The sequence below is a fragment of the Cryobacterium sp. TMT1-3 genome, assembly GCF_004402315.1.
GTDB lineage: Bacteria > Actinomycetota > Actinomycetes > Actinomycetales > Microbacteriaceae > Cryobacterium > Cryobacterium luteum.
The window spans coordinates 46,409-58,845 of record NZ_SOFW01000016.1; the positions used below are offsets into that span (position 1 = coordinate 46,409).

The 12,437-nt window shown below is 56.4% G+C and carries 9 protein-coding genes; 8 read left to right on the forward strand and 1 reads right to left on the reverse strand.

What is annotated here, in order from left to right:
• The first annotated feature begins 412 nt into the window (after positions 1-412).
• The 8 genes from E3O25_RS05435 (at position 413) to E3O25_RS05475 (ending at position 12,106) form a co-directional block, all read left to right on the forward strand.
• A complete protein-coding gene (locus E3O25_RS05435; protein ID WP_166805977.1) occupies positions 413-1,774 on the forward strand; it encodes an O-antigen ligase family protein in 1,362 nt (453 codons plus the stop codon).
• Positions 1,775-2,610: 836 nt separating this feature from the next.
• Positions 2,611-3,708 (forward strand): DegT/DnrJ/EryC1/StrS aminotransferase family protein, encoded by a 1,098-nt coding sequence (locus E3O25_RS05440; protein ID WP_166805978.1) that lies wholly within the window; start codon positions 2,611-2,613, stop codon positions 3,706-3,708.
• Positions 3,705-4,661 (forward strand): glycosyltransferase family 2 protein, encoded by a 957-nt coding sequence (locus E3O25_RS05445; RefSeq protein ID WP_134360656.1) that lies wholly within the window; start codon positions 3,705-3,707, stop codon positions 4,659-4,661. Before E3O25_RS05440 ends, E3O25_RS05445 begins: the two co-directional genes overlap by 4 nt.
• Positions 4,662-4,680: 19 nt before the next feature.
• The gene (locus E3O25_RS17875) at positions 4,681-5,049 is read left to right on the forward strand and encodes a GtrA family protein (RefSeq protein WP_166805979.1); all 369 of its coding nucleotides are present in this window, start codon (positions 4,681-4,683) and stop codon (positions 5,047-5,049) included.
• Entirely contained in the window at positions 5,046-5,996 is a 951-nt protein-coding gene (locus E3O25_RS05455) for a WxcM-like domain-containing protein (RefSeq protein ID WP_134360657.1), read from the forward strand. Before E3O25_RS17875 ends, E3O25_RS05455 begins: the two co-directional genes overlap by 4 nt.
• A gap of 46 nt (positions 5,997-6,042) precedes the next feature.
• Positions 6,043-7,665, forward strand: a complete 1,623-nt coding sequence (locus tag E3O25_RS05460; protein ID WP_134360658.1) for a hypothetical protein — start codon at positions 6,043-6,045, stop codon at positions 7,663-7,665.
• Between the two features lie 93 nt (positions 7,666-7,758).
• Complete coding sequence (locus E3O25_RS05465; protein ID WP_134360659.1) at positions 7,759-9,522, forward strand: DUF4012 domain-containing protein; 1,764 nt, start codon at positions 7,759-7,761, stop codon at positions 9,520-9,522.
• Between the two features lie 379 nt (positions 9,523-9,901).
• Positions 9,902-12,106: a putative transposase gene (locus E3O25_RS05475; RefSeq protein ID WP_166805980.1), complete on the forward strand. Its 2,205-nt coding sequence runs from the start codon at positions 9,902-9,904 to the stop codon at positions 12,104-12,106.
• Between the two features lie 71 nt (positions 12,107-12,177).
• Here the strand turns inward: E3O25_RS05475 and E3O25_RS05480 are convergent.
• Positions 12,178-12,437: hypothetical protein (locus E3O25_RS05480; protein WP_206750207.1), on the reverse strand; the 260-nt coding region annotated here is incomplete at its 5' end.

Below are 12,437 nucleotides of genomic sequence, written 5' to 3' on the forward strand. Positions count from 1 at the left end.
TACGCCCGTTTGTAGTTCAAGCCGTTGTTTTGTGAGTGGCCACGAGCGACTAAAACGAGGACGAAAAGAGCGTTGAGAGGGTCTCTCAACAATGCACACGAGCCTCGTGCGCGGACTTGCCGCCAAATTGGGGCGGACCGTCTTGAAGGTTGCGCGGGAACGTCGCAAGAGCGTTTGGAGCCACATCCGCGCGATTCCAGCTGACCACTTCACAGCCCCGCTGCTTACGCCGACCGAAACAAGGACCAGCGTTGATTTGGTTAGGCGTCAAATTCCCACCGCGCCGTCTTGATTACTCTGGTGACTAATCGACTGTGGTGCAACGTGAAATCGAGAAACCATGTCTGTTTGGCGCCCAACGGATCTCAAAACGTCTGCGATCGGAGTGCTCAGACGAGTAACAATTGCGTGCGTGTCACACAAGACGATCCGCACCCCCCTTAAGATTGGGAATATGTGGAAGTCGAATCAACATGGCACGCGGGTTGTTCAGTGGATCGCCGTGCTGGCTTTCGCTTTCATTCTTGTCATGCCTGTATCTCAGGGGAAGCTTCTTCTGGGCGTTTTTGGAATTATGGCCCTGACCGCGATTGTGACTGCGCTAGTCACTCACAGAGCGTTAGTACCGCCAGTAATGGCGGTACTAGTTCTGATTCTTTTTCTTGGTGTCTTTGGCCTAATCGTCGATTCGAGTAACCCTGGAATCGCGAATGCAGCCGGAATATTTATCGGCACACCGATCTTTTTCTTCGTATGCATCGCCGCGCTTGGCGCCGCCTCAATTCGACTACTCATGTACACGTCGGCGGTGTGCACGGCGATTATCGGAGTCTCCATATTGCTGTACGTCGGCGGTCAAGTTGGGTTTATCCCGCAGGTGATCCCGAACTGGGCGTTGGATGTAACTGGGGCAGGTTTCGGGGCCATTGGCGAGGCGACTCAAGTCCGATTCGTTGGACTTTCCACTCTCGCTGCCACAGCGCCGATGTGGCTTGTGTCAATTTTCATGAAGGCGGATGCACTGTTACCGCCGCTGTGGCTGCGGGTGCTTGCCGCGGTGGCAGGCGTCTCGGGAGCGATGGTCGGCGGCCGACGAGCGATCGTGCTCGTATTAGTTCTTATGCCTCTTGTTGCCTATCTCGCCATCCGTTTCACTAGTCAAACACCAGGCCCGCGAAAAATCCCGCCCGTTCTTTTCATCGTTGCCGTCGCTACAGGCGTCGGCGGGGTTGTGGCTCTGCCCACCCTTTTATCTATACCAATCTTGTCAAACACATGGCACTCAATTGTTTCCTTCGCAACAGGAACAGCGGATTCAAACGCAGACCAGTCAATTCGAGGCGAGCAGACGGACCAATTGCTTGAAGCTTGGCAGCAATCACCCATCATTGGGCATGGTCTTGGGTCAGTGATCAATGGATACGTTCGGAGCGCCGCGCAGCCGTGGCAGTTTGAAATGCAATATCAGACGCTGCTTATGGAGACAGGGCTGGTGGGCATGATGATGGTCGCCACCATTGGTGCCGTGCTAATCCATTCGATCCGAAAAGCAGCTGCACAGAGGCCCGACCTGAACTCCACGTTGATCGTCGCGATTTGCAGTGGCACCGCGATGCTCATTGCGAATGCAACGAATCCCTATCTTCAAGCGCCCGCGCACCAATGGGCTATTTTTCTACCCCTGGCAGTTATAAACTACATGCTGAGGGAATCAGAAACGTCGTCAACCGGCGTGCCAGTTCGCGCGGAAATGAATAAGTCCAAGCGACGCTAAGGCTTTGACCAGATCACGCGCGCTGGCGGTGACGCAACTTGGATGCTGAGAAAGCTGGCGGAAGATTGCCCCGCCGCGGATATCTCGGACAGTGGGCCCTATTGAAATGAGGGTTCACTGAAAGTGGAGATGAGCATGACCGCAGCGCGTAGGAGTTCGACCCAAGACTTCAGAACTGTGGTGATCAACACTTCCAAACCGATTATGGACGTCGCCACCGCTTACGGCGGCGGACCCGAAACGCTCCGGAACTGGCTGGGCAGATACTGCGAGGCCAATGGCGGTACCGAAGCAGACTTAGCGGTGTTGGAACGGGCTCCTCTGAACGGGAAATTCAAGAGTTCGGGCGGAGACCGCAGTCTTGAATTATCCTGATGCGTGGATCACGCCGATCTTTGCGTGAACGTCCTGATCAACGACGTAGGGTTGCCAAGAACTTCAGCATAATCAGTAATAATTTTTGAAGAAATCTAGGTGGCGAGTAGCGCTTGATGGTTGCCCCAGTCCGGCGCCTTGGTATGTAATCACTCACCACTTTGTTTACACCGTGCGGCAGGTCGGGGCCGTATTCGGAGGTGAGAACCTCGCGGGTTTCGCTGTCTCCGCGCAGTCACTGACTTTCGGTGACGTTCGGCAGCTGTCCGCGAGAGCGACTTCGAGTCTGTTAGGCGACGTGTCCATTTTTGAGTTTTACGGTAGCGTAAGAGCCGGAGACGCCGATGGGGCGGCAGTCGCTTTGGTTCGGCCCGTATAGACCACCTGTAAGCGCCAGACATTTTCGGTTATACCGCACTGCACGTTGCAAACACATATATGGGGGAATTATGAGGTCGAGTGTGGGAATCCAGGACATTCCATTAAATGACTTGTCTCGCGGAATCGCCCGGGATGGTGATGCGTTGGAGCTTGCATATAAATCCGTTCTGAGTTCGGGTTGGTTAGTCATGGGACCGAACCATGACGCGTTTCAATCGGAATTGAGCGCGTATCTTGGAGTGGAACATGCACTAGTAGTGGCGTCCGGGACTGACGCACTCGAGCTGGCCATCAAGGCGGTCATGCCGGAGGGACGAGAAATAGTCTTGACAGCTGCGAATGCCGGCGGTTACTCTACGACGGCTGCGCGTCGGGCCGGATTTCGAGTGAGGTATGCCGACGTCGATACTGATTCGCTCTGTCTCAGTGTTGAATCAGTAACGTCCTTGCTTACACGAGAAATTGGTGTCGTGATAATAACGCATCTTTACGGGAATCTGACCGATATCGAGGCGCTTGTCGTGCTTTGCCACTCTTTCGGAATTCGTGTAGTAGAAGATTGCGCTCAGTCCCTAGGTGCCCGCAGGAGAGGTCGTTTCGCTGGCACTTTCGGCGATATCTCAGCAACCAGCTTTTACCCCACCAAGAACCTCGGTGCCCTTGGTGACGGGGGTGCCGTCATGACCGACAATAGAGAATACGCGGATAAGGTCAAGCAGCTGCGCCAGTATGGTTGGTCTACGAAGTACCAAGTCGCTTTGCCAGGAGGAACAAACTCTCGTCTAGATGAACTCCAAGCGGCATTCCTGCGCACCCGACTTCCTCAGCTTGATACCTTCAACGCCCGAAGACGTTCTATCGTCGCCCAGTACGCGGCCGCCGCGATAGATGGTCCCCTACATGTCCTGCCTGCTGACGGTGAGCATCATGCAGCGCATTTGGCCGTCGTACGCAGCTCCCGCCGCAAGGAACTGCGGACTCGTCTTGCCGAACAGGGCGTGCAGACGGATATTCATTTCCCTGTCCCTGACCATCACCAACCGGGCCTTTGCGCGCCCGCACAATCGCTGCCCGCCACCGAACAGGCATCGGTGGAGATTTTTTCAATCCCCTGCTTTCCGGAATTGTCCGACGGGGAAATCGATCGCGTTTGCGCCGCGATTGGCAACCTTCGATGAGTACACCTCAATCGTTTTCGATCATTGTGCCAATTTATGGAAATGCCGGCAGTATCCAGCCGCTGCTTCGTCGCCTCGAAGAACTGGCTCACGGCCTCAATGGTGACCTCGAGATAGTCTTCGTCGTCGACGGATCCCCCGACGATTCGTACGCCGTCCTAAGCCGATTACTTCCGCACTTCGTGCTCCCAACACAGTTGCTTCAGCACTCAAAAAATTTCGGTTCATTCGCTGCGATACGCACCGGTATGGAGCACGCCACTGGCAACTACCTTGCTGTTATGGCGGCAGACATGCAAGAACCTCCCGAGTTGGTTCTTGACTTCTTCCGTGTCCTCGCAAGCGACGAGGTTGACATCGCGGTCGGGCGCCGGGAAAGGCGCGAAGATCCTGCAATCAGCAAATGGTTATCTGCAGTTTTCTGGAGTCTTTACCGGAGATTCATCTTCCCTGAAATGCCTGCAGGTGGCGTCGATATTTTTGCCTGCAACCGTGCTGTGGCCGACGAAGTGCTTGCGCTAAATGAATCGCACTCAAGCCTCGTTGGACTTCTCTACTGGGTTGGTTTCAGGCGTGTGGAAATTCCCTACGAGCGCCGTCCCCGAGAACACGGCAAAAGCGGGTGGACCGCGATAAAGAAGATCAGATACCTGCTCGACAGCATTTTCAACTTCACTGACCTCCCACTCACGTTCCTAATCGGTGTGGGTGCGCTCGGCAGTATCTTTACTCTGATCTTTGCCGTCGTCGTGTTAATTGCCTACATTTCCGGTGGAATTTCAGAGCCCGGCTATGCACCCCTAATGCTCGTGATATTGTTCTCTACCTTCACCCTTTTGGTGGCTCTTGGAATCGTCGGACTTTACGTTTGGCGCGCGTTCGAGAATACTAAAATGCGGCCATCCGCTATTGTGATGACCCGGTGGGACTCAAGGGAGCGAGTGCGGCATTAAATCCTTCTTGCAGAGCGCGGTGTTCCGATTCCTTCTCATCGGTGGCTCCAACACTCTCTTCACCGGAGGGCTTGTTGTAGTGTTAAGTCTCTTTCTTCCCGGTGTCCTCGCATTCACCATTGCTTTCATGTTAGGGCTTGCGTACTCTGTCCTCTTCACCGGACGATGGGTATTCCGCTCTATGTTTTCCCGCCGACGAATTTTGCTCTATGTGGCGAGCTATGGAGTTATCTATCTATGCGGCGTTGGTCTCGTCGCTGTTGTAACCGCGTGTTCCTTAACGCCCTTGGCTAACGGGGCTAGTGTTCTCCTAACTGCTCCGCTTAGTTTTATTGCGGGTCGTGCTATTTTCAGCTCCCCATTATCGAGACAGGAAACCCACGCATGACAGCCGTTTTTGTACACCCGCAGGGAATTTGCGAGTCCACAACCGTTGGCGACGACACGACCATCTGGGCCTTCGCACACGTGCTTCCTGGCGCCGTGATCGGCCGCAATGTCAACATAAACGATCACGTATTCATCGAGAACGACGTCATCATCGGAGATCGGGTAACCGTAAAGTCGGGCGTGCAAGTCTGGGATGGCATTCACCTTCACGACGATGTCTTCGTAGGTCCAAACGTTACCTTCACGAACGACCGCTTCCCGCGCAGCAAACAGTATCCGGAACAGTTTCCGCGAACCATTGTTGAATGTGGCGCATCACTTGGTGGTGGCGCTACGATCCTTCCCGGGATCACTATCGGCCAGCACGCAATGGTCGGTGCCGGCGCTGTCGTCACGCGCGACGTCCCGGCTTTCGCCATTGTCGTCGGTACTCCCGCCCGCATCACCGGATATACCAATGAAACCGGTAAACGAATGACATCACCGCGTTCGCAGACGATAGGCTCGAGCCTTAAACCATCATTAAAAAGCCCACTTGTTGGGTTGCGAAAATCAACCGATATGCGGGGCAGCTTGGTTGCGACAGATTTTCAGGCTGACTTGCCGTTCACTCCACAGCGATTCTTTACAGTGTTCCACGTGCCCTCCATTGATGTCAGAGGAGAACACGCTCACCGCCACTGTGAACAGTTCCTGATTTGTCTTGTCGGCTCTATGCGCGCCATCGTCGATAATGGCACAAGCCGGAGAGAGTATGTCCTTGACGCACCCGATATTGGCCTCCATATGCCCGCGATGACCTGGGGCACCCAGTATGCGTACAGCGCAGATGCTGTTCTTGGCGTATTCGCCTCGCTCCCATACGACAATGCCGACTACATTCGTACATATTCCGAATTTCAAAGTCTCATCGGGGACAGGATGCCACAATCGACTGGCATTTAGTTTATGATTACGTGCAATCGTTCCTCAAATAAAATAAAAGAGAAAAATGTCGCGTTTTTTGCCAACAAATAGTCCTCCACTGCGTCAAAAAATACTGCTATACGGCATGCCGTTCTTGGCTATTGTCGTGGCAGGTGTATTTATAGTAAACGTAGTAGTAAATGCGATTGGCCTGCGCGGGTCCGATCAATATTGGTATGTGGGTTACATGCCAATGCTGGAAGCGACGGGTTTGCCTGTCACCAACGCAATCTATCCTTCTGCCGCTCTGCTATTCTCCCCCGATGTGCTTCCACCGAGAATGCACAATATCCCAGTGACGTACCTAGTTGGTTGGGTACACGGAGCTGGTTTCACTGACTATCAGGCATGGGTGCTAGTTGATGCAGTCTTTGCTTTCGTTATTGCCGCTGGCCTTTATCTGATAGCAAAAAAAATGGGGCTGAAATTTCCAATCCTTTCATCCATATTCTTTTTGTCTTTCCCGTTCACCTTGTGGTTTACCTTGAACGCTCTCGCGGAGATGTCTTTAGCTCTTGGTTCCATACTGCTATTATTTGGGACCATTTTGGTCACCAGGCTCCGTAGAACTCCCCGTCAAGTGGCGCTGATTAGTCTATTCTGCGTCGCGTCGGGAACGGTGTTAATGATATACACACGCGATAACTACTTTCTTCTTATTCCGGCGCAAATATACTTTGCTATTTGGGCATGCCGCAAACTCGGCGTGAGGTGGTTTTGGGCATTGCCCAGTCTCGGATTCACGGGCGTTTTAGTCGGGGTGAAATCCTTGATTTTGCCGTCGTATCCTCACGCCGGCCCAATCTCGCAGTTGATGGCTGGCACGCGTTCTGAACCTGGTCAAATGACGTCGTACTATAATCTAGACCAATCAGACTTCTCTCTCGGTGAATTCGTTGAAAAAGCAATGGCGGGACTCTTGGCCGGTGTGCTCCCATCTTCAGTATCAGAGGTCATAACGGAATCGTTCATATTGGCTATTGCGATTATTTCTATTTTCGTCTGGCGAGGTCGCGATGGATCTAAGATGATTATTTTCTGGTCAAGTGTGGTCTTGGCAATTTACCTCGCAACTTCGGCCGCTTTTCAAGCTCAGAATCGATATATATTTGCGTTGGTACCATTCGTGGCGGTTCTCAGTGTCGATCTATTGGGTAGGGTCTGGTCTTGGTCTGAAAGAAACAAGAAAGCGGTGCGACTTGGATTCAGGACTTTTGCGTTCGCTACCCTTCTCAGTATTGTCGTCCTTAATGTGGCCTCAACGCTAACGGCTCACAGCTACAGTTTGAATGCTCGAGTGTCCATGGCGGAAAACAATGCGTTATCGTCTCAAATGCGGCTGGAGCCAAGCGGATCTATACTCACGTTATCCGAAGGTGCCGAGGCCATACCTTTTACGTATTCGGCAGTTCCGCGTCCAGTGCTCGCCGTGAATCCGAGGATCACGTCTGAACGAGCAGTTGCTGACATGATTGTGAAATGGGAAGTGCGAGTTCTCGTTGGCGATGACGAGAAGGACTTCGCTTACCTTAGTCGAGCGGTGAAGCTCGCGTACGGCAACGGTGCAATTCTAATCGCGCAACCTAAGATTGAGGGAGTGAATAAGTTTGCCCACTTCTGGACGGTAGATACTGTGATCAATCACTAGCGCTAAAACGACCCGAAGCATTCTGGAAATTGCAAGATATACGTAGGGGTGGATTTGTACGGTCTTCGGCACAAGCGGAACTATATTGAAAGTGTGCGCCTTCGCCTGTTTTTGATAAGAGTTTCCCTGTGCGTCATCGGTCTAGTGGTCGGGGCCGCCGCCTGGGTGGGCGTTCAAACGCTCATGATTAGGGCTGATTTGGAACAGGCGGTGCCGCTCGCGTCCGCTATTCAGCAGGCTTTGGTCGCTGGCGACCTAGCCGCGGCAGAGAGATCTGCTATAGAACTGGAAAAGTATGCTCGCTCTGCAGTGGGGCACGCGAGCGATCCGATTTGGCGAGCGTTTGAGGCGATTCCGCTTTTAGGACCAAACCTGACGGTTGTTCGGCAGTTAACACAGACTGTTGAGGGTATCAGCGAGGATGCAGTCGTGCCGATGGTGTCGCTGGCGGGGAGTGTCAACCTTGCAGGATTCAACCCGGTAAATGGCGCTGTCGATCTTTCTCCACTTATACAGGCTCAGCCAGCTTTGGCGAGTATTGATGCAGCGTTGGCTCAGGCATTGGTCGATGTGGCCAGCATCGACACGTCCCAAACTTTGGAGCAGGTGCGGGCTATGACCCAGCAACTTTCTGCAGTCGTCGATCGGACGGCGACGAGCGTGAGTAGTATCAATCGAGCAGCGCACCTGTTGCCTGCCATGCTGGGGGCTGAGGGGCCACGCAGTTACCTTTTGCTTTTTCAGAATAATGCGGAGGTACGGGCGACCGGCGGGCTACCCGGGGCATTCGCGGAAGTCTCGACGGAGAATGGTCAGATACGAATCACGCGTCAAGCATCGGCCGGCGGAATCGTCTTTGATGAACCTGTGCTTGATCTGCCACTCGAGACGCGCGGCATCTATACCGATCTGGTGAGCACGTTTATGGGTGACGTCACGCTCACTCCACAGTTTCCGATCACGGGCGCGCTCACGCGCGAGATGTGGAAGCGCACCTACGGTACCGAGGTTGACGGGGTGATCTCGCTCGACCCGGTTGCCCTGAGCTACTTGTTGCGCGCCACAGGGCCGATCCCCCTGGCCACTGGGGAGGTGCTCACGAGCGGCAACGCCGTACAGCTGCTGCTCAGCGATGTCTACGCGAACTACGAGGATCCAGCCGATCAAGACGCAGTCTTTGCCTCGGCGGCCGCCTCAGTGTTTGCCGCGCTCGCCGGCGGCAACGCCGACCCGGCGGCGCTCATCTCTGCACTGGCGCAGGCCGGCGACGAGCGTCGCATTCTCATCTGGAGCGCGCATGACGAGGACCAGAAGCTGCTGGAAGGCACGACGCTCACCGGCGATCTGCCGGTGAGTGACGCATCCGCTGAGAAGATTGGGGTCTATTTCAATGACGCTACCGGCGCGAAGATGAACACCCATCTTGATACGCGCATTGACCTTGGCGAGGTGACCTGTCGCAATGATGAGCGACCGTACTACGCCGTCGATGTGACGCTGACGAACACGGCGCCGCCCGACGCGGCAACGTCACTGCCTGAGTCCGTGACCGGGCCGGGCACGTACGGAGTGGTGCAGGGCAACATCAAGACCCTGATCTTGGTCTATGGGCCGCCGGATTCGCAAAACCTCGGCGTTTCCCGCGCGGGAGAGGCCATTCCGTACCATCCGGCGCGGCATGAAGGATATCCGGTGAGCCAACTCGGGGTGGAACTGGCTCCGGGGGAGTCGTCGACCACGCGGTTCTATTTTCTCGGCGCTGATGCAGAGCACGGGGTGCTTGAGGCCGTTCACACGCCGGTGCTGAATCTGCTGGAGGGGCAAAAGATTGCGGTGGGATGTGATGAGGTGGGCTAGTGAAGAGGCCGAGCCAGATCAACCAGGCTCGGTCGCTGGTACCTGCGCATGACCCACCCGCGGCCTGTCTCCGAGCACGTGAACCTCACCGACTTCGACGGCCTCAGCTTTGACGTGTACGGCACCCTCATTGACTGGGAGGCGGGCATCGCCGCGGTCCTTGGGCCCAGGGGTCTGGACATGGGCGGTTGGGCTGTGTTGCGGTTTCCCGGATTCATGCGGTTTTTGTTTGATCTACGCTGTTAATTTTGCCCAATTTGCGATAGAATCATGTTATACAATCACGTGGTTTAATTGGGGGTGGAAGACGGATTCGATGACGACCCAACTGCCCCTCCCGTTCGCTCCGGTATCTAACGCCAAGCACATTGGTGCGGCCGTGGACCTCGTCGAGGACGACGACGGCGGGCAGGTGTTCCTGCACGGCATGTTGGTCTATGTGTGGGACGCCGGTGAGCACGCGATGCGACGCTTTGTGGCGGTGAAGTTGTGGGACATGAAAACCGCGAAGATTGCCGAAATCGCTGCGGCGTTCGGGGTCCATGAAGACACCGTGTGGAAGTGGCACCGCACCCTCAATAGCGAGGGTTTCGCGGCGTTGTCCAGCGACAAACCCGGCCCGAAAGGCGGCTCCAAACTCACAGCCCTGGTCATCACCCACATCCAGGATTTGAAGAAGAAGACCGGCCTGTCCAACCGGCGCATCGGCACGCAAGTCGGCGTCTCGGAATTCAGTGTCCGCCGCGCCCTCACCCTGACACCCCCCGACGAGGCCGCCGAGAGCCCGGTGGTCGCGCCCTCCGCCACAGATCCGGTGAAATCCGCCTTGTCGGCCGCGGCCGTGCAGGAGGAACTGCCCGTGCTGCCGGCCCCGACGGATCGCACCTCGGAGCGCATGTCAGCATCGTTCGGGGCGCTGACGGAGGTCCCGCCGGCATTCGCACCGGCGGCACGCGTCCCGCTTGCGGGCATGTTCTTCGCGCTGCCAGCGTTGGAAACGACCCTGCTGCTGCGCTGCGCGCCGAAGGTCTTTACCGGCTTGTCGAACCGGGTTTATGGGTTGAATACCCTGCTGCTGGAGGGTGTGCTGCGCACCCTGGTTGGGGAACCACGGGCCGAAGGCGCCACCCGGCTGAACCCGACAGCGTTCGGACGGATCTTGGGGATGGACCGGTCCCCGGAGGTGAAAACCATCCGCCGGCAGTATCAAGGACTGGTTGACACCGGCAAGGTCCCCGAGCTGATGAGCTTGATCGCGTTCGAACGGTTCGCCGCTGACAACAACCCCGATACCGGACTGCTCGGCATCGTTTATGTTGACGGGCATACCCGTGCTTATGAGGGCGGGAAGAAAATCGGCCGGCTGCATTCGACCCGGTTGAAGATGCCGGTCCCCGAAACCTCGGAAACCTGGGTATCAGCGGCGAACGGGGACCCGTTATTCATGGTCATGGCGCAGCCCAGCGCCTCCCTCGTCTCCGAACTCAAAGCCCTGGTGCCGCAGCTGCGCGCCATGATCGGCGACGACCGGCGCATGCTGGTCGGGTTTGACCGTGGCGGCTGGTCCCCGGCCCTCTTCGCCCACCTGCACAAGGCGGGGTTCGATGTGTTGACCTGGCGCAAGGGCACCACCGGCGACGTTGATGACGCCCTCTTCAGCCCGGAAAACTATGTGGACGAGCACGGAACCACTCATACCTGGGACCGGGTCGCCGACACCGAGGTCGACGTGCTTCTCAGCGCCAAGACCGGCGAGATCATGACGATGCGGCAGGTGTCCCAGATCGTCCCACGCACGACGAGAACGGGCACGCGGCAGATCCACATCCTCACCACCCTCGACACTCAGAAGACCATAAGCACCGCTGAGGTCGTGTTCCGGATGGCTGCCCGGTGGCGGCAGGAGAACTACTTCAGGTTCGGCCGGGAACGCTTCGCTCTCGACGCCCACGATTCCTATGCCAGTGGTGACGACGACGCGACCCGTCTGGTGCCCAATCCCGCCAAGGCGAAAGCCAAACTGGTGCAGGACAACGCCCGCAACTACCGCGACGCCGTCGCCGGCACGGTGACGGCCGCCATGCTCGCCATCAACACCCCGGCACCCGGTGCCGCCGGGATCAGGATCACGAACCAGATGCACAACGACATCCACGCCCCCCTACTTGCCGCCGAAACCACGGCCGCCGCGGCCGAAGACGCCTACCGGCAGCTGCCGGCACGGGTTCCGCTCGGTGAGAGCCGGCCCGGGCAACAGGTCCTGGATCAGGAGATGAAACGCTTCACCCACATCATCCGCATGGCCGCGTTCAACACCGCCGTCACCCTCGCACGGGAGATCCGCACCAACACCCGTTTCCGCCGCGCCGACCGCGAAGCCCACAACCTGGTCAGGCAAATCCTCAAACAGCCCGGCGACATCGACCCCACCGTCCCCGGCATCCTGACCATCACGCTGGACCCGATGCCAACCCAACGCGAAACCGCCGCCGTCAGCGACCTCTGCGCGAGCCTCACCGACACCCAAACGCGCTATCCGGGCACCGACTTGATCTTGCGATACGCCATCAAAGAACGGCTCTGAGTTTCGCCAGATTAAATCGATCTAACGCGTCCATGTCAGGACCCCTGGGGCCGTTAAGCGCTTGAATTACCTCAGCTTGTTTGGGTTTCAGTTGGAGCACGGTCGCCCGGCCTTGCGTTGATTACGCTGATGATCTTTGGCACCTCGGTGATGCGCTCGCCCTTGGAGGTGATGTCTACCTTTGATCCGTAGCCAAACTTGCCCAAGAACTCACGGGCATTAGCGCGGGCCTTCTGGTCTGATGTTCGGTCGATAGCTTCAATGACGGCAGTCGTAATCATTGCCCGCATTGGCGTGCCTTGGTATTTAGGGTCAGGACCTTGCGAGCCTG

What these genes read in the sequence shown, in the direction of transcription:
- E3O25_RS05445 (WP_134360656.1), top strand. Translation starts at nt 3,705, where the DNA reads ATGAGTACACCTCAATCGTTTTCGATCATTGTGCCAATTTATGGAAAT.
- E3O25_RS05455 (WP_134360657.1), top strand. Translation starts at nt 5,046, where the DNA reads ATGACAGCCGTTTTTGTACACCCGCAGGGAATTTGCGAGTCCACAACC.
- E3O25_RS05460 (WP_134360658.1), top strand. Translation starts at nt 6,043, where the DNA reads ATGTCGCGTTTTTTGCCAACAAATAGTCCTCCACTGCGTCAAAAAATA.